Annotated in this window: 18 protein-coding genes and 2 tRNA genes; 17 read left to right on the plus strand and 3 right to left on the minus strand. The window is 71.7% G+C overall.

Features of this window, described 5'->3' with window-relative positions; translation table 11 throughout:
* Positions 1–3: 3 nt before the first annotated feature.
* The gene (locus ACIQFY_RS00930; RefSeq protein ID WP_326496158.1) at positions 4–486 is read right to left on the minus strand and encodes a YbaK/EbsC family protein; all 483 of its coding nucleotides are present in this window, start codon (positions 484–486) and stop codon (positions 4–6) included.
* Between the two features lie 47 nt (positions 487–533).
* Here ACIQFY_RS00930 and dusB point away from each other — a divergent pair, with 47 nt between their 5' ends.
* The 11 genes from dusB (at position 534) to ACIQFY_RS00985 (ending at position 14,610) form a co-directional block, all read left to right on the plus strand.
* Positions 534–1,706, plus strand: a complete 1,173-nt coding sequence (dusB, locus tag ACIQFY_RS00935; RefSeq protein ID WP_066653911.1) for a tRNA dihydrouridine synthase DusB — start codon at positions 534–536, stop codon at positions 1,704–1,706.
* On the plus strand, positions 1,703–2,992 hold the full coding sequence (locus ACIQFY_RS00940) for a deoxyguanosinetriphosphate triphosphohydrolase (RefSeq protein ID WP_066653914.1): 1,290 nt from the start codon (positions 1,703–1,705) through the stop codon (positions 2,990–2,992). Before dusB ends, ACIQFY_RS00940 begins: the two co-directional genes overlap by 4 nt.
* A gap of 294 nt (positions 2,993–3,286) precedes the next feature.
* The gene (gene dnaG, locus ACIQFY_RS00945; RefSeq protein ID WP_209683000.1) at positions 3,287–5,212 is read left to right on the plus strand and encodes a DNA primase; all 1,926 of its coding nucleotides are present in this window, start codon (positions 3,287–3,289) and stop codon (positions 5,210–5,212) included.
* 843 nt (positions 5,213–6,055) lie between these two features.
* Positions 6,056–7,672 (plus strand): ABC transporter substrate-binding protein, encoded by a 1,617-nt coding sequence (locus ACIQFY_RS00950; RefSeq protein ID WP_400337887.1) that lies wholly within the window; start codon positions 6,056–6,058, stop codon positions 7,670–7,672.
* Between the two features lie 84 nt (positions 7,673–7,756).
* The gene (locus ACIQFY_RS00955) at positions 7,757–8,863 is read left to right on the plus strand and encodes an ABC transporter permease (protein ID WP_400337890.1); all 1,107 of its coding nucleotides are present in this window, start codon (positions 7,757–7,759) and stop codon (positions 8,861–8,863) included.
* Between the two features lie 2 nt (positions 8,864–8,865).
* Positions 8,866–9,861 carry an ABC transporter permease gene (locus ACIQFY_RS00960; protein ID WP_400337892.1) on the plus strand — a complete coding sequence of 332 codons (996 nt, stop codon included), beginning with the start codon at positions 8,866–8,868 and terminating at the stop codon, positions 9,859–9,861.
* Positions 9,858–11,543, plus strand: a complete 1,686-nt coding sequence (locus tag ACIQFY_RS00965) for an ABC transporter ATP-binding protein (RefSeq protein WP_400337895.1) — start codon at positions 9,858–9,860, stop codon at positions 11,541–11,543. The genes ACIQFY_RS00960 and ACIQFY_RS00965 overlap by 4 nt, the downstream gene beginning before the upstream one ends.
* A 143-nt stretch (positions 11,544–11,686) precedes the next feature.
* Complete coding sequence (locus ACIQFY_RS00970) at positions 11,687–12,625, plus strand: ATP-binding cassette domain-containing protein (RefSeq protein ID WP_326496155.1); 939 nt, start codon at positions 11,687–11,689, stop codon at positions 12,623–12,625.
* Complete coding sequence (locus tag ACIQFY_RS00975; protein ID WP_081984809.1) at positions 12,622–13,644, plus strand: D-isomer specific 2-hydroxyacid dehydrogenase family protein; 1,023 nt, start codon at positions 12,622–12,624, stop codon at positions 13,642–13,644. Before ACIQFY_RS00970 ends, ACIQFY_RS00975 begins: the two co-directional genes overlap by 4 nt.
* A gap of 137 nt (positions 13,645–13,781) precedes the next feature.
* Positions 13,782–13,854: transfer RNA gene (locus ACIQFY_RS00980), tRNA-Asn, on the plus strand.
* 225 nt (positions 13,855–14,079) lie between these two features.
* Entirely contained in the window at positions 14,080–14,610 is a 531-nt protein-coding gene (locus ACIQFY_RS00985) for a hypothetical protein (RefSeq protein ID WP_326496154.1), read from the plus strand.
* Between the two features lie 62 nt (positions 14,611–14,672).
* On the opposite strand, the gene def is transcribed toward ACIQFY_RS00985, so the two are convergent.
* Positions 14,673–15,248 (minus strand): peptide deformylase, encoded by a 576-nt coding sequence (gene def / locus ACIQFY_RS00990; RefSeq protein ID WP_326496153.1) that lies wholly within the window; start codon positions 15,246–15,248, stop codon positions 14,673–14,675.
* Positions 15,249–15,287: 39 nt separating this feature from the next.
* Between def and ACIQFY_RS00995 the strand changes: the two genes are divergently transcribed.
* From ACIQFY_RS00995 to ACIQFY_RS01020, 6 genes are all read left to right on the plus strand, one after another.
* The gene (locus tag ACIQFY_RS00995; protein ID WP_174234721.1) at positions 15,288–16,199 is read left to right on the plus strand and encodes a DMT family transporter; all 912 of its coding nucleotides are present in this window, start codon (positions 15,288–15,290) and stop codon (positions 16,197–16,199) included.
* A gap of 155 nt (positions 16,200–16,354) precedes the next feature.
* Positions 16,355–17,575 (plus strand): glycosyltransferase, encoded by a 1,221-nt coding sequence (locus tag ACIQFY_RS01000; RefSeq protein ID WP_400337901.1) that lies wholly within the window; start codon positions 16,355–16,357, stop codon positions 17,573–17,575.
* A 13-nt stretch (positions 17,576–17,588) separates the two neighbouring features.
* Positions 17,589–17,665 (plus strand) — tRNA-Ile (locus ACIQFY_RS01005).
* Positions 17,666–17,720: 55 nt separating this feature from the next.
* Positions 17,721–18,842 carry an AI-2E family transporter gene (locus tag ACIQFY_RS01010; protein ID WP_400338387.1) on the plus strand — a complete coding sequence of 374 codons (1,122 nt, stop codon included), beginning with the start codon at positions 17,721–17,723 and terminating at the stop codon, positions 18,840–18,842.
* A complete protein-coding gene (locus ACIQFY_RS01015; RefSeq protein WP_400337904.1) occupies positions 18,839–19,657 on the plus strand; it encodes a DUF1684 domain-containing protein in 819 nt (272 codons plus the stop codon). Before ACIQFY_RS01010 ends, ACIQFY_RS01015 begins: the two co-directional genes overlap by 4 nt.
* Before the next feature lie 184 nt (positions 19,658–19,841).
* Positions 19,842–20,321 (plus strand): DUF3145 domain-containing protein, encoded by a 480-nt coding sequence (locus ACIQFY_RS01020; RefSeq protein WP_081984811.1) that lies wholly within the window; start codon positions 19,842–19,844, stop codon positions 20,319–20,321.
* Between the two features lie 314 nt (positions 20,322–20,635).
* Here ACIQFY_RS01020 and ACIQFY_RS01025 read toward each other — a convergent pair whose 3' ends face one another.
* Entirely contained in the window at positions 20,636–21,880 is a 1,245-nt protein-coding gene (locus ACIQFY_RS01025) for a beta-ketoacyl-[acyl-carrier-protein] synthase family protein (protein WP_400337907.1), read from the minus strand.
* Positions 21,881–22,000 lie beyond the last annotated feature (120 nt).

Consider the following 22,000-nt stretch of genomic DNA (forward strand, 5'->3'; position numbering starts at 1 on the left):
CCGCTAGCGGACGGGTTCCTCGTCGGTGATGTCGGCGACGGTCGCGTCGTAGGCGGCGACGAGCGCGTCGCCGTCGACGAAGGCACTCGCGCCGTGGCGACCGGCACCGAGCGCGATGCGGCGGCCGAGGACGCGTTCGTCGGCGTACACCGGCAGGTCGCCGGTCGCGCCGATCGGCGTGATCGTGCCGCGCTCGTAGCCCGAGGCCTCGAGCGCGGTCGCCGCGTCGGGCATGGACAGCTTGTTGACGCCGACGACGGTGCGGAGCTTCTTCCAGGCGATGCTGCGGCCGCCCGGCACCAGCGCGAGCAGGAAGCCACCGTCGTGACGCTTGACGACGAGCGTCTTCACGATGTCGCCCGGGTCGATGCCGAGCAGGGCGGCGGCACCCTCGAGGGAGTCGGCGGCGGGGCGCTGGACGACGTCCACCGCGAGCCCTCGGGCGGCGGCGTCGGCGTCGAACCGGGCGATCGCGGAGTCGGTCATGTGGAGAACGCTACCGGCGCGGACACGCGTGGGAGAATGGAGCACGTATGACGATCACCGACGCGCCCACCACGGCGCCCCGCACGGCGAAGCCCCTGCGCATCGGCCCCATCGAGGTCGAGGCGCCGGTCGTGCTCGCGCCGATGGCGGGCATCACGAACATGGCCTACCGCCGGCTCTGCCGCGAGTACGGCGCCGGACTCTACGTCTGCGAGATGATCACCTCGCGGGCGCTGGTCGAACGCACTCCGGTGTCGATGCAGCTCATCCAGCACCACGAGTCGGAGACGCCGCGGTCCATCCAGCTGTACGGCGTCGAGCCGAACACCGTGGCCGAGGCGGCGACGATCCTGGTGGGCGAGGACCGCGCCGACCACATCGACCTCAACTTCGGGTGTCCGGTGCCGAAGGTCACACGGAAGGGCGGGGGAGCGGCCCTGCCGTGGAAGACCGACCTCTTCAAGGACCTCGTCGAGAAGACGGTCAAGGCCGCTGGCGACGTCCCGGTCACGGTGAAGATGCGCAAGGGCATCGACGCCGACCACCTGACCTACCTCGACGCGGCACGCATCGCCCGCGACGCCGGTGTCGCCGCGATCTCGCTGCACGCCCGCACCGCGAACGAGCACTACTCGGGGCAGGCGGACTGGTCCGCGATCGCCACGCTGAAGGAGACGATCACCGACATCCCGGTGCTCGGCAACGGCGACATCTGGTCCGCCGCCGACGCCCTGCGCATGGTCGACGAGACCGGCTGCGACGGTGTCGTGGTCGGCCGCGGCTGCCTGGGTCGTCCGTGGCTGTTCGGCGACCTGGCGGCGGCGTTCCGCGGTGAGGACGTGCGCGCGATGCCCTCGCTCGGCGACGTCGCGACCGCCTTCCGTCGACACACCGAGCTGCTCGTCGAGTTCTTCGGGTCCGAGGACCACGGGTGCCGCGACGCCCGGAAGCACGTCTCCTGGTACTTCAAGGGGTACCCGATCGGCGGCGACGTCCGCTCGGCGCTCTCCATGGCCTCGAGCCTGCAGGAGATCGACGACCTGCTCGGGCAGCTCGACTGGTCCGCGCCGTACCCCGGTGCCGACGTCGAGGGCCCGCGAGGCCGCGCCGGCCACCCGAAGCGCACGGCGCTGCCGGACCGCTGGCTCGAGTCGCGCGACGTGGACGCCGAGTTCCGCAAGGTCCTCGCCGCCGCCGAGCTGCACCACAGCGGCGGATGAGCGCCACCGCCTCGTACGGGCCGGCCGACGCGGAGCGCTGGCTGCCCGAGACCCACGGCAACCGTCGCTCCGACTTCGCCCGGGACCGCGCCCGCCTGCTGCACTCGAGCGCGCTCCGACGCCTCGCCGCGAAGACCCAGGTGCTCAGCCCGACCACCGGACTCGACTTCGCCCGCAACCGCCTGACGCACTCGCTCGAGGTCGCGCAGGTCGGGCGCGAGCTCGCCGACTCCCTCGGGCTCGACCCCGACGTCGTCGACACCGCGTGCCTGGCGCACGACATCGGGCACCCGCCGTTCGGGCACAACGGCGAGACCGCCGTGAACGCCTGGGCGGCGGACATCGGCGGCTTCGAGGGCAACGCCCAGACGCTGCGGTTGCTGACCCGCCTCGAGCCGAAGGTCTACGGCGACGGGCCGGACGACGAGCGTCCGTACGGGCTCAACCTGACCCGGGCTTCGCTCGACGCGAGCTGCAAGTACCCGTGGCCGGCGGCGCAGGGCGTCGCCGAGGCATCGTCGGGGCGCACCAAGTTCGGCTTCTACGACGACGACCACGACGCCTTCGCGTGGCTCCGGCGCGGTGCTCCGCGTCGGCAGCGGTGCATCGAGGCGCAGGTCATGGACCTGTCCGACGACATCGCCTACTCGGTGCACGACTTCGAGGACGCCGTCGTCGCGGGCTTCATCGACGTCGCGGCGCTGGGCGACCGGGTCGGCGAGAACGACATCGTCACCGCCATGCACGCCTGGGTCGGATCGGACCTCAGTCGTGACGAACTGCTCGAGGCCTTCGACCGACTCCGGTCGCTGCCGCTCTGGATGACGTCCTACGACGGGTCGCGGCGGGACATGGCGCGGCTCAAGAACCTCACCTCGCAGCTCATCGGGCGGTTCGCGCGGACGGCGACCGCGGCGACGCGCGAGTCCTACGCGTCCGGGTCCCTCGTGCGGTTCGCGGCCTCGGTCGTCACCCCGCCGGAGATCATCGGCGAGATCGCGGTGCTCAAGGGCATCGTCGCGGCGTTCGTCATGACCCACGGCGACCGGCAGCCCGTGTACGAGGACCAGCGTCGCGTGCTCACCGAGCTGCTCGACGCCCTGGCGGCGACGGGCAGTGCGGACCTCGAGCCGGGCTTCGCGGCGGACTGGCGTTCGGCGTCCGACGACGCCGGGCGGCTGCGGGCCGTGGTCGACCAGGTCGCGAGCCTGACGGACCAGGGGGCGCTGGCGTGGCACAAGCGACTCGTGGTGGGGGACCGGGAGACGACGCACATCGCGGTCTGACGCCGGCGTGCGGGACGCCGCCGTGCGAGACGCCGCCGTGAAGACGAGGCGCCGCCGTGAGGGCGAGACGCCGCCGGATCTGGGTCCGGTTCGCCGACCCGGCACCGTCTCGGGCGGACGGCGCCGTCTCGGTCGGACCGGAGTGGCTCCTGCCCGGCCGCCGCGCGTGTCGACGTGCGCACCGACCGAGGTGGGGCGCGTGCTGATCGTGCACCGCGCCTCCCGGCCGTCGTGCTCTCCACAGGCGGACACGGACCGTCCTCCGGCACCGGCCGCACGAACTAGGATCGAGGGGTGGCTGGCAGGATCGCGCGGAACGACATCGACGAGGTCCGCTCGCGTGTCAACATCGCCGACGTCGTCGGCGACCACGTCACGCTGAAGTCGGCGGGCGTCGGCTCGCTGAAGGGGCTCTGCCCGTTCCACGACGAGCGCTCCCCGTCGTTCCACGTGCGGCCGCAGGTCGGCCGGTACCACTGCTTCGGGTGCGGCGAGGACGGCGACGTCTTCGAGTTCATCATCAAGATGGACCACACGACGTTCCAGGAAGCGGTCGAGCGCATGGCCGCGAAGATCGGCTTCACGCTCCACTACGAAGAGGGCGACGGCCCGCGCACCGACTACAACCAGCGCGCGCGGCTGATCGCCGCGAACGAGGCAGCGCTCGAGTTCTACCAGTCGCAGCTCACCTCGGCGGCTGCCGAGCCCGCGCGACGCTTCCTCGGGGAGCGAGGCTTCGACCCCGCGGCAGCGCAGCACTTCGGCGTGGGCTTCGCGCCGCAGTCGTACGACGCCACGCGTGAGCACCTGCGGGGCCGTGGGTTCTCGATGGACGAGATCCTCGCGGCGGGGCTCGCCGGGCAGGGCGACCGCTCGCCGTACGACCGGTTCCGCGGACGCCTCGTGTGGCCGATCCGCGACGTGACCGGTGCGACGATCGGCTTCGGCGCGCGTCGGCTGCTCGACGACGACAAGGGCCCGAAGTACCTCAACACCCCCGAGACGCCGATCTACCACAAGAGCCAGGTCCTCTACGGGCTCGACCTCGCCCGCAAGGACATCTCCAAGGGCAAGCAGGTCGTGATCGTCGAGGGCTACACCGACGTCATGGCGTGCCACCTCGCCGGTGTGACGACCGCCGTCGCGACGTGCGGCACCTCGTTCGGTGTCGACCACATCAAGGTCCTCCGGCCGATGCTCGGCGACGTCAGCGGTGCCGACCCGAACGCCAACGGCGAGGTGGTCTTCACGTTCGACCCAGACGAGGCCGGGCAGCGTGCCGCCTCGCGGGCGTTCGCCGAGGAGCAGCGCTTCGCCGCGCAGACCTACGTCGCGGTGGCTCCCGGCGGACTCGACCCGTGTGACCTCCGACTCGCGCGGGGCGACGACGCGATCCGCCGGCTCGTCAGCGCGAAGCGCCCGATGTTCGAGTTCATGATCCGTCGGACGCTCGACGGCCACGACCTCGAGACCGTCGAGGGGCGGGTCAGCGCACTGCGGGCCGCCGCGCCGGTCCTCGCCGGGATCCGCGACCGCTCCCTCACGCAGGGGTACGTCCGCGAACTCGCCGGGTGGCTCGGCATGGACATCCCGGACGTCCGGCGGGCGGTCGACTCGGCGCGTCAGCGCGCGTCCGCAGCGCGCACCGACCGGACGGGAGGCCCGGTGCCGGTCGGCCAGGCCGGTCCCGGTGGTGAGCTGGTCGCCCCGCCCGAGGAGCCCGTGGCCGGTCTGCGGTTGCTGCCGAACGACCCGATCACCCGGATGGAGCGCGACGCCGTGATGGCGATGGTGCAGCAGCCCGGGTACGTGGGCGCACCGCTGATCTGGCTCGCGGCCGGCGCGACGTTCTCGGCGCCGATGCTGTCGGTCGTGCGGGACGCCGTGGTCGCCAACGTCGACTCGATCGGTGCGGGGGACTGGCTCGACCGGTTGCTGCAGGACGTGCCGGCGCCGTTCCGCGGTCTCGTGCAGGAGCTCGCACTCGCGCCGATCCCGGCTCGAACCGACGAGGACCTGGCGCTCTACGCCCGGAGCATCGTCGTGGCCCTGGTCGAGCGGGACCTGCTCGCCCGCAAGGCCTCGCTGCTCGGGCAGTTGCAGCGGGCCGACCCGCACGAGCAGTCCGACCGGCGCGCCGAGATCCAGCGCCAGCTCGTCGACATCGACGCGCAGCGGATGCGCCTCCGCGCCGACGCCGAGGCGGCAGCGCAGGGCTGAGCCGTCCCGCGAGGGGCGGCAGCGCGTCGTCGCCCGGCCACTCGTGCTGGACCGCTCGGTCGCCCGGCCACTCGTGCTGGACCCCAGGGTCGCGCGACCTGCCGCGTGCGGTCGATCTGGTCGCAGGACTCGCCGCCGCGACCCGGACTGAGCGGCAGGTCACGCGACCAGGGCGCGAGCGCCATCCGTCGCCGCCGCCGCAGCGGGCAGGGATCGCCGCGTGGACGACGTCGAGCGGGTGGGGATCGGTGCCCGGAGACGCCGAGGGTGACGTACTCCGCCCGCTCGGTGTCCCGCCGTGGCCCGGCCGCTCGCACTGGCCGTTCCGGTCTCACGACGTGCCGTGTGCGGTCGTCCTGGTCGCACGACCCGCCGCCGCGGCCCGAATTGAGCGGCAAGTCGTGCAACCCGAACGCGAGCGCCACCGACCGGCGCCGAGCGGGCAGGACATGCCGCGCGCGTGACGTCGGGTGGGCGGGATGTGTCGGCCGGGGAGGTCGAGCGTGACAGATCTCGCCCGCTCGGCAGTGGGCAGCGGGCAGCGGGCAGCGGGCAGCCGGCAGCGGGCAGCCGGCAGCCGCTCGCCCGCCCGGTGGGCAGCAGCGGCCCGACCTCCGACCCCCGTTGCACCACGCAACTTTCGTGCGCGACACGCCGCTCAGTGACGCGCGCATCATGCGCCACGCGACGCGGTCGTGCATTACAAGGGTGTAAACAAATGTCCCTCGAATCGTGGACTTCCGTGTCAGGGTGGTACCAATGAGCGTTCCCGGCGGGCCTCACAGTCGATCCACCGCCCGTCGCGGGACCCCTTGCGAACCATCACCGAGAGAGAGAGCGGACATGGCATCCGTATCCAAGTGGGGCAAGCGCGGCATCGCGCTCGGCGCCGGTGCAGCAGCGACGGCGCTGGTCCTGACCGGCTGCGCGAGCAGCAGCGTCTCCGACACCGACCTGAACGGCCTGAGCATCGGGACGACGGACAAGGTCACGTCCCTCGACCCGGCCGGGTCCTACGACAACGGCTCCTTCGCCGTGCAGAACCAGGTGTTCCCGTTCCTCATGAACACCCCGGTCGGCAGCCCCGACGTCAAGCCGGACATCGCCGAGAGCGGTGAGTTCACGAACGACACCACGTACACGGTGAAGCTCAAGAGCGGGCTGAAGTTCGCGAACGGGCACGACCTGACGTCGAGCGACGTGAAGTTCTCGTTCGAGCGCGAGCTGAAGATCAACAACGAGAACGGCCCGCAGTCGCTGCTCGCCAACCTCAAGAGCATCGAGACGCCGGACGCCACCACGGTCGTGTTCACGCTCGACCACGCCGACCAGACCTGGCCGCAGGTGCTCTCGAGCCCCGCCGGCCCGATCGTCGACGAGCAGGTCTTCTCGGCCGACGAGCTCACCCCGGCAGCCGACATCGTCAAGGGCAAGGCGTTCGCCGGGCAGTACGAGATCACCTCGTACAAGGAGAACGACACCATCCAGTACTCGGCGAACCCGAACTACGACGGGCTCCTCGGCAAGGCGAAGACCAAGGAGGTCACCGCCAGCTACTACACCAAGGAGACCGACCTCAAGCTCGCCGTGCAGAAGGGCGACGTCGACGTGGCGTACCGCTCGCTGACGCCGACCGACATCGCCGACCTGCGCAAGGACGACTCCGTCAAGGTCACCGACGGCCCCGGCGGCGAGATCCGCTACCTGGTCTTCAACTTCAACACGCAGCCGTTCGGCGCGAGCCAGTCCGACGCGGACGAGGCGAAGGCCCTCGCCGTGCGCCAGGCCGTGGCCGACGTCGTCGACCGCGAGAAGATCGCGAAGGACGTCTACAACAACACGTACTCGCCGGTCTACTCGATGGTGCCGGACGGCCTGACCGGTGCCGCGAAGCCGTTCGAGGAGCTCTACGGCAACGGCAAGGGCGGCCCCGACGTCGACAAGGCGAAGGAGACGCTGTCGAAGGCCGGTGTCACCGGCAAGGTGCAGCTCGACATCCAGTACGCACCCGACCACTACGGTTCGACGTCGGACGACGAGTACGCCGAGCTCAAGACGCAGCTCGAGAACTCGGGCCTGTTCTCCGTGAAGATCCAGTCGACGGTCTACACGACCTACGCGCAGGAGCGCACGAAGGACTCCTACCCGGTGTACCAGCTCGGGTGGTTCCCGGACTTCTCGGACGCCGACAACTACCTGTCGCCGTTCTTCACGAAGGACAACTTCGTGCAGAACCACTACGACGACCCGGAGATCCAGAAGCTGATCTCCGAGGAGCAGCAGGAGTCCGACAAGGACAAGCGCGCGCAGCTCATCGAGCAGGCGCAGGAGCGCGAGGCCACGCAGATCTCGACGCTGCCGCTCCTGCAGGGCAAGTCCGTGGCGGTCGCGGGCAAGGACGTCAAGGGCCTGACCCTCGACTCTTCGTACAAGTTCCGCTACGCCACCCTCTCCAAGTAACACCGGCGTCGGCCCACGGGGGCGTTCCCACGAGGAGCGCCCCCGTGGCCACGTCCCGAACGGCACCGAAAGGCACCCGTCCCCGTGACCCTCAGCACCCCCGAGGCGACACCGGAGCTGGCCACCGACCCCACCAAGCCCCAGGCACAGCGACGTGCCCGTGGGCAGGGCGGCGGGCTCGGTCGGTACATCCTGGTCCGCTTCCTCCTCATCTTCCCGACGGTGTTCATCCTGGTGACGCTCGTCTTCTTCCTGATGCGCGTCATCGGGAACCCGATCACCGCCTCGGTCGGTGGTCGGCTGACGCCCTCGCAGCTCCAGGAACGTCTGCACGCCGCCGGCTACGACCGCCCGGTCATCGTCCAGTACCTCGAGTACCTCGGCGGCATCGTGCGCGGGGACTTCGGCACGACGTCGACCGACAATCGCCCCATCACCGAGGTCATCGTCACGTACGGCGGCGCGACCGCGGAGCTGGTCTTCTACGCGCTCATCGTCGCCCTCGTCCTCGGCATCCCGCTCGGCATGCTCGCGGCGTACGTCCGCGACAAGTGGCCGGACGTGCTCTTCCGAGCGCTCGCGATCCTGACGTACGCGACGCCGGTGTTCTTCGGCGGTCTGCTCCTCAAGCTCGTCTTCTCCGTCTGGCTCGGCTGGCTGCCGCTCGGCGACCGCGCCTCCACCCGGGTGTCGCTCATCCTCGACAACATCCCGGGTGCGACCGGCATCTACCTCATCGACGCGCTCCGCACCAGCAACGCGCAGGTGATCGGCGACGTGCTGTCGCACGCCGTCCTGCCCGCGCTGACGCTCGGCCTGCTCACCGCCGGCATCTTCCTGCGTCTGGTGCGTGCCAACATGATCGGCTCGCTCGGGTCCGAGTACGTCGACGCGGCCCGCTCGCGCGGCGTCCGGGAGGCCCGGCTCGTCCGGACGCACGCCTTCCGTCCGGCGCTGGTCCCGATCATCACCGTGATGGGTCTGCAGATCGCCATGCTGCTCGGTGGGTCGGTGCTCACCGAGACCACGTTCGGCTGGCGCGGGCTCGGTTTCCAGCTCAACCAGTACCTGTCGGCCCGCGACTTCGTCGCGGTCCAGGGCATCGTCGCGATGCTCGCCGTGATCGTCGCCGTGACGAACTTCGTCGTCGACGTCGTCGCGGCGCTGATCGACCCGAGAGTGAGGTTCTAGCGATGGCCGACACCTCGCTCGTCGACCGCCACGAGCCGCTCTGGAAGCGGCTGCCCGTGGTGGTCCAGCTCCGCAGGAGCACCGGCTGGCAGCGCGCCATGCTCATCACCGGCGTGGTCATCTGCGCTCTGTACCTGATCGTCGCCCTCGCCGCGCCGCTCATCGCCCCGTACGGCTTCGGACAGCTGCAGGGCGCCGACGGCCAGGGCTTCCCGCGCACCGCCCCGCCGAGTGCCGAGCACGTCTGGGGCACCACGGTCGGTGGCTTCGACGTGTTCAGCCGCGTCGTCTTCGGCGCGCGCACCGCAGTGCTCGTCGTCATCGTCGCGGTCGTCGTGTCGATCACGATCGGTGTCATCCTCGGCATGGTCTCGGGGTACGTCGGCGGCTGGCTCGACCGGGTCCTCGTCGTCGTCGCCGACGCGATCTACGCGTTCCCCTCGCTGCTGCTCGCCATCGTCGTGTCGATCGTCATCTCCGGCGGCAACTCGAGCTACACCGGCGGCATCGTCGCGGCGGCGATCTCGATCACCGTCGTCTACGTCCCGCAGTACTTCCGGGTCGTGCGTGCCGAAGCGGTGCGCCTGAAGAACGAGGCGTTCGTCGAGTCCGCGCGGGTCATCGGCACGAACCCGTGGCGCATCATGACCCGCCACGTGCTGCGCAACAGCACCAGGAGCCTGCCGCTCATCCTGACGCTGAACGCCTCCGACGCGATCCTCACCCTGGCCGGCCTCGGCTTCCTCGGGTTCGGCATCGGCCCGACCAGCGGCGCGGAGTGGGGCTACGACCTCAGCCGCGCGCTGTCGGACGTCGGGTCGGGCGTCTGGTGGACCGGTGTGTTCCCCGGCGTCGCGATCGTCGTGCTCGTGCTCGGCGTGACCTTCATCGGCGAGAGCCTCAACGACATCTCGGACCCGCGCCTGCGCGCCCGCAGGAGGCTGAAGCAGCTGGTCTCGCGGAAGCAGGCCGCCAGCACGGAAGGGGCGACGGCATGACCGACGCAGGGAACGACCAGCAGGACCGACCGGTCGCGGTCGTCGACGACCTGACCGTCACCTTCGCGACCGACGGCGGTGCCGTCGACGCGGTCAAGGGCGTCAGTCTCGACGTCCGTCCGGGCGAGGTCCTCGCGCTGGTCGGCGAGTCCGGCTCCGGCAAGTCGGTCACGGCCCGCAGCATGCTGCGGTTGATGCCCGAGACGGCGACGCTCGGTGGTGCGGTGTACCTCGACGGTACCGACGTGGTCAGCGTCGGGTCGGCCAAGCTCCGCGAACTCCGCGGCACGGCCGGTGCGATGGTCTTCCAGGAGCCGTCGACCGCGCTCAACCCGGTCTTCACGGTGGGGTGGCAGATCGCCGAGGGCCTCCGGGCGCACGGCGGCGTCTCGAAGAAGGACGCCCGTGCGAAGGCGATCGACTACCTGCGCCGCGTCGGCATCCCCGACCCGGAGACGCGGGTCGACCACTACCCGCACCAGTTTTCCGGCGGGCAGAAGCAGCGCGTGGTCATCGCGAGTGCACTGGCCCTCGAGCCGAGCGTGATCATCGCCGACGAGCCGACCACCGCGCTCGACGTCACCGTGCAGGCCGAGATCCTCGACCTGCTCCGGCGCTGCCGCGACGAGTTCGGCGCCGCCATCGTCATCATCACGCACAACATGGGCGTGGTCGCCGACCTGGCCGACCGGGTCGCCGTCATGTACCAGGGCGAGGTCGTGGAGGAGGCACCGGTCGCACAGCTCTTCGCGGACCCGCAGGCCGACTACACGAAGCGCCTGCTCGCCGCCGTGCCCCGGCTGGAAGCATCGACGGGGACGGCCCGCCGAGCGGTGGTCGCGACCGACGTCGAGCCCCTCGTCAGCGCGAAGGGGCTCGAGATCGAGTACCCGGGCCGCCTCGGCTCGCCCGCCTTCAGGGCCGTGAAGGGCGTCGACCTCGACGTCCGTCCCGGCGAGGTGCTCGGGCTGGTGGGGGAGTCGGGCTCCGGCAAGACGACGATCGGTCGGGCCATCGCGGGGCTCACCCGCGTCACCGGCGGGTCGCTCGAGGTCCTCGGCACCGAGATGCTCGGGTACCGCGAGCGGGACTTCAAGCGGCACCGCAAGGACATCGGGTTCGTGTTCCAGGACCCGGCGACCTCGTTCAACCCGCTGCTCACGATCGCCGAGTGCGTCGCCGAGCCGCTCGTCGTGCACGGCGAGGTGCGGAACCCCCGAGCCGCCCGCAAGCGCGTCGGCGAGTTGCTCGAGATGGTGCAGCTCCCGGCGTCCTACGGCGACCGGTACCCGCACGAGCTGTCCGGTGGCCAGCGGCAGCGCGCCTCGCTCGCGCGCTCGATCGCACTCCGGCCGAAGCTGCTCATCGCGGACGAACCGACGAGCGCGCTCGACGTGTCGGTGCAGGCCCGCGTGCTGGAGCTCTTCCTCGAGCTGCAGCAGGACCTCGGGTTCGCGTCGCTGTTCATCAGCCACGACCTCGCGGTCGTCGGCGCACTGTCGGACCGCATCGCGGTGCTGTACCGCGGCGACCTGGTGGAAACGGGCACCACCGCCGAGGTCCTCGGTGCGCCGCAGCACCCCTACACGCAGCGGCTGCTCGCGTCGCTGCCCGTGCCGGACCCGGCGGAACAGGCGGAGCGACGGCGTACGCTGGTGGCACTGGAGAACGCCGGGTCCTGACCCGACGCGACCGGCCTGGAGGCACGGCGTTGCGTCGTCGACGCACGCCGCGCCTCCCGGCCGGTCACCTCCGGCGAACCACCGACGACGCGACACCGGTCCGTCGCGCAACCGCCGCCAGGGGGCGGCGCGGAAGGGGACCCATGATCGCGGTGAACGGCCCGGCGGTCGTCGCAGACGACGTCTCGATCGAGTACCGGGGCGTCCGCGGATCGGAGCCGATCCGCGCGGTCGACGGGGTCAGCCTGACCGTCCGCCAGGGCGAGATCCTCGCGCTCATCGGTGAGTCCGGTTCCGGCAAGAGCACCTTCGCCGCCGCGATCGCCGGGCAGCTCGGTGCGACCGGCGAGGGCGAGGGTGCGCACCGGCGGCAGATCGTCGGCGGTGAGCTCACCGTGCTCGGTCAGCACGTGCGCGGGCTCCGCCCGTCCTCGCGGAAGGCGCAGCGGCTGACCGGCCGCATCGGGTACCTGCCGCAGGACGGCGCCGACCGGCTGAGCCCCGACCTGACCGTGGGCGAGGCGATCGCCGAACCGATCTACCTGCGCGACCGGCGGTTCGACCGCAAGGAGGCCGGGCTCATGGTCGCGCGACTGGTCGACGCCGTGCACCTGCCCCTCGGCGTCATGCGCCTGAACACGTGGGAGCTGTCGAGCGGGCAGCGGCAGCGTGTCGCCCTCGCACGCGCGCTCATCCTCGAGCCGCAGCTCCTCGTCGCCGACGAACCCGCACGCGGCGTCGACGTCCTGGTCCGTCAGTCGGTGCTCGAGGCCCTGACGAACCTGCAGCGCGGTCGGCAGTTCTCGGCCGTCGTGGTGTCGAGCGACCTCCGCGAGGCCCGGGCGCTCGCGGACCGCGTCGGTGTGCTCGCCGAGAGCCGCCTGGTCGGGCTCGGCACCTTCGACGAGGTCCTCGACAACCCCGTCGACCCTTACGTGCAGACGCTCGCCGCGACCGCGTCGCGCCCGGTGAAGCGTCGTCCGACCGCGACCACCACCCCGCGGCGCTCGTCCGCCCCCCGTCGTCCGGTCGGTGCCGGGGCGGGCACCGCTCCCCGGGCCGAGCGTCAGGAGAACGCATGAGCACCACGACCGCACACGACACGGCGAGCAGCCGCGGGCACCGCGCGGTCGTCACCGACGCGGGCGCCCCGCTCCCCGTCGACGCACCCACGGCCGGACCGGTCGCGATCCTGCCGACCGCGGCCGACCTGCACGCGGACGCCGTGCGGGCCGCCGGCGGCACGGTCGGCGACCTCGGCGCGGACACGCGGGGGATCGTCTGGCTCGATGCCCGTGACCCCGACGGGCTCGCGGCAGCGTTGGACCAGGGGCCCTCGGTCGGCTGGGTCCAGCTGCCCTTCGCGGGCGTCGACGCCTTCGCCCACCTGATCCAGGAGCACGGGGACCGGGTGCTCTTCACGTCGGCCAAGGGCGCCTACGCGGAACCCGTCGCCGAGCACGCCCTCGCGCTGACGCTCGCGACGCTCCGGGTGCTGCAGAAGCGCGCCCGCGCGACGTCCTGGGCGACCGAGCCGGAGGGCGTGTCGCTCTACGGGCGGAACGTCGTGGTGATCGGCGCGGGCGGGATCGCCCTGGAGTACATCCGGCTCGTCGCCCCGTTCGAGGTCTCCGTGACCGTCGTGCGCCGCTCGGACGACCCGGTACCGGGAGCCGACCGCACGGTCACGACCGACGCCCTGGACGAGGTGCTGCCCGACGCCGACGTGGTCGTGGTCGCGGCGGCCATGACCTCGGGGACGGCGAAGCTGTTCGACGCGCGCCGGTTCGGACTCATGAAGCCCTCGGCGCGTCTCGTGAACATCGCGCGCGGGGGACTGGTCGACACCGACGCGCTCGTCGCGGCGCTGCGCGAGGGCACGATCGCCGCCGCCGGCCTCGACGTGACGGACCCGGAGCCGTTGCCCGACGGGCACCCGCTCTGGGACGAGCCGGGTGTGGTCGTCACGCCGCACCAGGCCGACACCCCGGACATGGTCGCGCCGCTGCTGGCCGAGCGCGTCCGGGCGAACACCGCCGCGTTCCTGTCCGGCTCCGGCGACGGGTTCGTCGGCGTCGTGGACCCCGTCGCGGGCTACTGAGCACCGACGGCGCCCCGCCCGGCCGGAGAGCTCGACGACGCGGCGCGCCCGGGATGCGCGGCCGATGCGCGGAGCGGGCTCGGGGTGCTGCTATGCTGTTACCCGTTGTTCGCACCACATTCGCCAGCGGACAGTGATCCTCGATAGCTCAATTGGCAGAGCAGCCGGCTGTTAACCGGCAGGTTGTTGGTTCGAGTCCAACTCGGGGAGCGACAGGCCCTCACCCTCCGGGGTGGGGGCTTCTTGCGTTCCCGGGGTTCGGCGCCCTTGCCGCTTGCCGCGAGACTCGGCTCCGCGGACGGTTTCGCGCCTACCGGACCACGAACGTGTCCGCACGGCCGAGTCTCGCGCGGAGCCGGCGCTGGGCACCGGCCGGTGTTCGGCTTCCGGCTGGCTCGCAGGCGCCGCCCGGTCGCAAGCTGTTAGCGTTCACAGGTGATCACCGTGCGCCGGACCCTCGCCGCGGCGTTCGTCGTCCTCGGAGCGGTGGCGCTCACCGCGTGCACCGCCGGGCAACCGGAGGCGGAGGACTCGCTCGACTCCGCAGCACGGTCCGAGGTCTCCGCGACGGGCAGCGCGCCGATCGTCTTCGCGTTCGTGTGCAGCGGCGCCGCGGACGGCAGCAGTGGCGCGGGCAGCGACACGACGGGTGACGACGCCGACGGCACGGGCGAGACGTACACGACCTACGCCGCCGTGTGGGAGGCCGAGCGCACCGACTGCCGGGCCGAGCGCATCACGGGCACCGAGATGTCGGCGCAGCAGCGGGCCGCGGTCCGGGCGGCCGACGGTACCGCCACGCTCGAGGAGCTCGCGGCGACCTGCGCGGAGCGCGGAGCGTCGCCGTGGCGAGACGGCGTCGCGACGCCGGAGCAGGCCGAGCTGGCGGCCGGACTGGTCGCGTACTGCCCCGGCCACCCTGACCGGGACCGCCTGCAGGAGTCGCTGACGGCCTACCGGGGCTGAGCCGGGCCTCCCGGCCGACCGCCGGTGCCGCCCTGGGACGTGCGCCGGAGCCGCCCGCGCGGTCAGCCCTCGGGGTGGTCGCGACCGGGGAGCCAGGACTTGCCCGGGCCGCCCCAGCTGCTCTTGCGGATCGCCTTCGCGACCTGCTTGCCGTACGGGTGCGCGAGCCGGTCGGCGTAGAGGTAGCCGTCCAGGTGGTCGTACTCGTGCTGGAAGACGCGGGCGAGCCACCCGTGGGCCTCGACCTCGAAGGGCTCACCGTGCTCGTCGACCGCACGGAGCAGGGCGCCCTCGGCCCGACGCAGCGGGAAGCGCTCGCCCGGGATCGAGAGGCAGCCCTCGGACTCCTCGTCCTCGTCGAGCTCCTCGACCGTCTCCGGCACGGGCGGGGTGGTCCAGAGCACCGGGTTGATCGCGACCCCGCGGTGCAGGACCTCGTCGTCGTCGGTCCACGAGTACACGAACAGGCGCTTGCCGACCCCGACCTGCGGACCCGCGAGACCGACCCCGGGGGCGAGGTCCATCGTCTCGTACATGTCCTGCACCAGTGCGCGGAGGTCGTCGTCGAACGCGGTGACCTCGGCAGCGCGCTCGTGGAGGACGGGTTCGCCGGTGATGCGGATGGGGAGGACGGGCATTCACCCAGGTTATCCGGCGAGGACCGGTAGCCTCGTCGCGTGACGACGGACCTCCCGATCCCGGACGCGGTCAACCTGACCCCGTTCCAGGCCCTGATGATCCCCGTCGCGCTCGTCGGCGCGGTCTTCCTCTCGCTGGGAGCGCAGTTCCAGAGCCGCGGGGTGCAGCGCGTCGAGGCCCGGCTCGGTCGGCAGTCGAAGGGGCTGTCGGTGCGGCACGTCCTCGGGCTGCTCGGCAGCGGCTGGTGGGTGCTCGGCACGCTCATGCTCGGTCTGGCCGTCGTGCTCCAGCTCATCAGCATCACGAACGCCCCGCTCATCGTCGTGCAGCCGCTCGGCGCCGTCGCGCTCGTCATCACCACGTGGTTCTCGTCACGGTCCTCCGGGGTGCCGCTCGGACAGCAGGCGCGACGGGCGGTCTGGACCTGCATCATCGGTGTCGGGATCTTCGTCGGCATCGCCGCCGTCGTCGGCCGCGAGAGCGCGATCACCCACGAGCAGCTCGTGACGATCCTGGTGGTGCTGGCGATCGTCCTGGTGGCCGTGTTCCTGTCGTTCCGCTTCGCGGCGAAGCGGGCGAGCGCCATGTACTACATCGTCGTGGCCGGGGTGCTCTACGGCTTCGTCGCGACACTGGCCAAGGTCGTGCTGAACCGGTTCCTGCACGGCACGTTCGACTGGCTGACCGCGATCGCCGTCGTCGGGGTGATCGTCGCCGCGGTGCTCGGCGGGTACTTCGTGCAGAACGCGTACTCGAGCGGGTCCGCCGACCTGGTGATCGCCGGCCTCACCGTCATCGACCCGATCGTCGCCGTGGGCATCGGCGTGATCGTGCTCGGCGAGGCCGCCGGGGCGCCGTGGATCGCGGTGGTCGGCTTCCTGGTCGCTGCGGTGATCGCCATCACGGGTGTGTTCCTGCTCGCGAAGCACCACCCCGAGACGCGGCGCTGACCGCGGTCGGCTCGCGGCGTCGGCGGTCGTGTCCGCGGTTGCTGACAGCGTCGGTCGTCGCTGTCGGCCATCGGCGTCGTCCGCGCGGCTGACGCGGGTGCTCGGGCCCGTGCGGTACCGTCGAGGCCCGACCAGCAACCGCCCACGAGAGGACGATGCCAGCCGTGTCAGAGGACGCCACCACCGCCACCGCCGAGTCGACGGGTGCGACGGGCGGGTCCCGACCGCTGCGCGTCATGATCGCGGCCGACACCTTCCCGCCGGACGTCAACGGCGCCGCGACCTTCGCCGAGCAGCTCGCCGTCGGGCTCGCGGAGCGCGGTCACGAGGTCCACGTCGTGGCCCCGGCCTCGAGCGCCCACCACGGCACGTTCGACGAGGAGCACCGCGGCGTCGTGCTCACCGTCCACCGGCTGAAGTCGTACAAGTGGCCGTGGCACGCGTGGCTCCGCTTCGTGTGGCCGTGGAGCGTCCGGAAGTGGACGGGTCCGATCCTCGACGCCGTCCAGCCGGACGTACTGCACATCCAGTCGCACATCGTCATCGGGCGCGGCATCGTGCAGGAGGCCCACGAGCGCGGCATCCGCATCGTCGGCACCAACCACTTCATGCCCGAGAACCTGCTCGAGTACGTCCCGTTCGGCCGTCGCACGCTGCCGATCGCGCTGAAGATCGCGTGGAACGACGCCGCCAAGACCTACCGGCTCGCCGACGCCATCACGACGCCGACGGTGCTGGCCGCGGACTACCTCCGCGAGGCCATCGCCGGACAGCAGGTCCTCGCGATCTCGTGCGGCATCGACGCGTCGCGCTACAGCGCCCGCAGCGGTCGCCCCGCGGGGAACGACATCGTGTTCGTCGGCCGGGTCGCGCCGGAGAAGAACCTCGACGTGCTCGTCCGGGCGCTCCCGCTGCTGCCGAGCGAGCTGCACGCGACGCTCACCATCGTCGGTGGCGGCGAGATGATCCCGAAGCTGAAGGCCCTCGTGCAGGAGCTCGGGCTCGAGGACCGGGTGCGCTTCGCCGGCTTCGTGTCGGACGAGGCGAAGCGCCAGGCGCTGACGAACGGCACCGTCTTCGCGATGCCGTCCACCGCCGAGCTGCAGAGCATCTCGTCCCTCGAGGCGATGGCGTCCGGGCTGCCGGTGGTGGCCGCGGACTCGATGGCACTGCCGCACCTCATCGACGGCAACGGGTACCTCTTCACGCCGGGCGACGTGCAGGACCTCGCTTCGAAGCTCGCACAGGTGCTGCAGGCGTCCGACGACGACTACCAGGCGCTGCGGGAGCGCAGCCTGGCCATGATCGAGGCACACGACATCAACCGCACGCTCGCGACGTTCGAGTCGCTGTATCGTGGGCAGTCGGTGGCCTGACGGTCCCCGACGAGGGGCGGTAGCCAAGCTGGTCAAGGCACTCGGCTCATAACCGAACGATCGCGGGTTCAAGTCCCGCCCGCCCTACCAAGCCGACGAACCCAGCGGGTTCAAGCAGTCCAGAAAGGCTGGCCCGCCCGTGCACCTGCCGCGACGACGTGAGACCCCCGACGACCACGCGCCGACCCCGAACGTGACGTTCGAGGCGACCCGGGTCGGCACCGGCGTGCGCGTGAACGCGTTCCGCATCGGCTTCATGGGGGCCCTGGGCGTGCTCATCGCCCTGCTGGCCGGCGTGATCGTCCAGCAGCTCAGCACGGTCCTGGTCTACATCGGCGTCGCGCTCTTCCTGTCGCTCGGCATCGATCCGCTGGTGTCCTTCCTCGAACGGTTCATCCCGCGCTGGTCGGCGATCACGATCGTCGTCGTGGGTGTGCTGTCCGCCTTCGCCGGCGTCGTGTTCGCGGTCGTCCCGATCCTCATCCAGCAGGCGACGAACCTCGTCCAGAACTTCCCGGAGATCGTCCAGGACATCTCGCAGCAGGAGTGGGTCCAGGACCTGTCGCAGCAGTTCGCCGGCGCCGTCGACGTCAACCACGCGCTGGAGTCGCTGCAGTCCTTCGTGGAGGACCCGGGCAACCTCCTCAGCCTCGGTGGCGGGATCCTGGCGGTCGGCAGCGGCATCCTGTCCGGGCTGACCGGCGCGATCATCGTCATCATCCTGATGCTGTACTTCCTGGCGTCGATGCGGGGCCTGAAGTCGATGGCCTACCGCTTCGTGCCGGCGACACGTCGGCAGAACTTCGTCGACGTCAGCGAGCAGATCACCCAGGCCGTCGGCCGCTACGTCGTCGGACAGATCAGCCAGGCGCTGATCAACGGCATCCTCAGCCTCGTGTTCCTGCTCATCATCGGCGCACCGCTGCCCGTTCTGCTGGCGACCTTCGCGTTCCTGGGCTCGCTCATCCCGCTCGTCGGCACCCTCGCCGCGGCGGTCGTCATCTCCCTGCTCTGCCTGTTCGCCTCGCCGGCCACGGCGCTCGCGGCCGCGATCTACTACCTCGTCTACATGCAGGTCGAGGCGTACGTCATCTCCCCGCGCATCATGTCGCGCGCGGTGCAGGTGCCGGGCGCCCTGGTGGTCATCGCCGCGGTCGCCGGTGGCACGATCGGCGGGGTCCTCGGGGCGCTCGTCGCCGTGCCGGTCGCCGCGTCGGTGATCATCATCGTGCAGAAGGTCATCTACCCCCGCCAGGAGCAGTCGTGAGCACGGTCGAGCCGGACCTGGCCGAGCACGTCGCGGCCCGCGATGCCTGGGCCCGCAGCGCGCGCGGCCCGCTCGCCCTGGTGAACGCGCAGCACGTCGACCGCCCGCAGCCCGTGTGGCCGGTCGCCGGGCAGTGGGCGCCGGCGCCCGGTGGTCTCACCGTCACCGCCGCGGCGGCGGACGGCGTCGTGGTCGACGGCGTCCCGGTGGACGGCACGGTGCTGGTCGCCGGTGACACCGCCGTCGTGCCGTCGACCGTCGCCTTCGCCGACGGTCTCGCCGGCACGGTGCACGGCTCCACGCTCCGCGTCTGGGACCCGGCCTCCGACGCGGTCTCCCGCTTCGCACGCATCGCGCGGTTCGCCCCGCGGCCGGGCGGGTGGGTCACGGCCGGCAGCTACGAACCCTGGTCCGGTCGGGAGGCACCCGGTCACCTGACCGACGCCGCCGGCGACCCCCTGCCCGTCGCCGGGACGATCGAGACCACGGTGGACGACGCTCCCGTGCGGCTCACCGCGGTGCGGTCCGCGCCGTTCCACGGCCGACCGCGCCTGCAGCTCATCCTGCAGGACACCACCAGCGCCCTGCCCGAGGGCGACCCGGGCAGCTCGTACTCGATGGGGCGCTTCCTGTACCTGCCCGAGCCCGACGGCGCGGCCGAGGTCGTGCTCGACTGGGACCGGCTCGTCCTGCCGCCCTGCGCGTTCTCGTACCAGTACGCCTGCCCGGTGCCCCCGGAGGAGAACCGCCTCCCGGTCGCACTCACCGCGGGGGAGCGGCACCCCGTCGACGAGCAGGGCGCCGTCCTGCACTGAGCGCCGCCGGTGCGGTCTGTTCGCCGGGTGTGGCGTTCCCAGCGCGGACGCTGCATAATGGGCGTGTCCGCAGGGACATCACAATCTGATACCGATGGTTCCGCTACCGGGACTCCGCACCACAGGTCGATGGGGAAGTCGCACCTGACGAAGCGGAGGAATCGTGAACGGAACGACGACAGGGGTGCTGTACGTGCACTCCTCACCACGCGCGCTCTGCCCGCACGTCGAATGGGCAGCCGGTCGCGCGATGAGCCGTGCCGTGAACTTCTCGTGGCTCGACCAGCCCGCACTCGACGGCTCCCGCCGGACGGAGTTCACCTGGACGGGCCAGGTCGGCACCGGTGCGGCGATCGCCTCTGCCCTGCGCGGGTGGGAACACCTGCGCTACGAGGTCACCGAGGAACCGACCGCGCAGTCCGACGGCGGGCGGTGGATGCACACGCCCGACCTCGGCGTCTTCTTCGCGCAGACCGACGTGTCCGGCAACATGGTCGTCCCCGAGGACCGTGTGCGCTACGCCATGGAGGTCGCCGGCAGCAACGCCCTCGAACTCCACCGCGAACTCCGTCTCGCCCTCGGGCAGGCCTGGGACGACGAGCTCGAGCCCTTCCGGCACGCCGCCGAGGGCAACCCCGTCGTCTGGCTGCACCGCGTCGGCTGACCCCTCCCGCGCCCTCCGCACCACTCGGACGCCGCCCGCTCCCTCCGGAGTCGGCGGCGTCCGTCGTCCCCGCGTGCGGCACGCCTGTCGTCGAGGAGCTGTGCCCTGGCCTCATTCAGGTCGCACGACGTGCCGCCTGCGGACGTCCCGGTCGCAGGACACGCCGTCGTCGCGGAACATGAGCGGCAGGTCGTGGGACCGGAACGGCCCGGGCACCGGCGGCCGATGGACGGGCGGCTCCCCGTGACGGACGGAGGCCCGCCCTGCGGACGCAGGACGGGCCTCCAGGCCGACGACGGGCCGGCGACGCCGGATCAGGACGTGCGGAACGCCACCACGGCGTTGTGTCCGCCGAACCCGAACGAGTTGCTCACCGCGAGCAGGTCTCCCGCGGGCAGCTCGCGCGGCGCGGTCGCGACGTCCATCACGATCTCCGGGTCCTGCTCGGTCAGGTTGATCGTCGGCGGCGCCACGCGCTGGTGCAGCGCCATGACCGTGAACGCGGCCTCGATCGCACCGGCACCGCCGAGCAGGTGCCCCGTCGACGCCTTGGTCGCCGAGACGACCACGTTGTCGAGGTGGTCGCCGAAGACGCGGCGCATCGCGTGGTACTCGGCCACGTCGCCGACCGGGGTCGAGGTGGCGTGGGCGTTGACGTGGACGACGTCCTCGCGGGCGGCGTCGGCGTGCTCGAGCGCCGTGATGACCGCGCGGGCGGCGGCGCTGCCCTCGGGGTCCGGCGCGGTGATGTGGAAGGCGTCCGAGGTGATCCCGGCACCGGCGACCTCGGCGTAGATCGTCGCGCCGCGGGCTTCCGCGTGCTCCTTCGACTCGAGGATGAGCGCTGCGGCGCCGTCGCCGAGCACGAAGCCGTCGCGCGTGACGTCGTACGGACGCGAGGCGGTCTCGGGGGAGTCGTTCCGTCGCGAGAGTGCCTGCATCGCGGCGAACGCGGCGAGGGGCAGCGGGTGCAGCGCGGCTTCGGCGCCACCGGTGATGACGATGTCGGCGTCGCCGTCGGCGATGTGGCGGTAGGCCTCGGCGAGCGACTCGGTGGACGAGGCGCAGGCGGAGAGGTAGGTGCGGGCACCGCCACGGGCGCCGAACTCCATCTCGATGGCGGCGGCCGGGCCGTTCGCCATGAGCATCGGCACGGTCATCGGCAGGACGCGACGGGGGCCCTTCTCGCGCAGGGTGTCCCACGCGTCGAGCAGGGTGTTGACGCCGCCGATGCCGGTGGCCCAGTCGACGATGAGCCGCTCGGGCACGACGGACTCGGCGTCGATGCCGGCGTCCGCCCACGCTTCACGAGCGGCGACGAGTGAGAGCTGCGACGACGGGTCCAGGCGCTTCGCCTCGGGACGCGTCAGCTGGTCGGTGAGGAAGCGGCGTGCCTGGCCGGCGAACTCGACGGGGATCTCGAGCGACGAGTAGCGCTCGTCCTCGATGCGGGTGATGCCGGACCCGCCGGCGAGCAGCGCGTCCCAGGTCTCCCGGGCGGTCGCGGCGAGGGGTGTGATCGCACCGATCCCGGTGACGACGACGGTCTTCTTGGTCATGGAACGACGTGTCTTTCGTGTGGACTGGTCGAGCGCCGGTGGACGCCCGTCCGTGTGGTCGAGCGCCGGTGGGCGCCCGCCCGGTGTGGTCGAGCGCCGGTGGGAGCTCCACCGCTGGTG

This window comes from Curtobacterium sp. NPDC092190 (assembly GCF_044755625.1).
Classification (GTDB): Bacteria; Actinomycetota; Actinomycetes; order Actinomycetales; family Microbacteriaceae; genus Curtobacterium.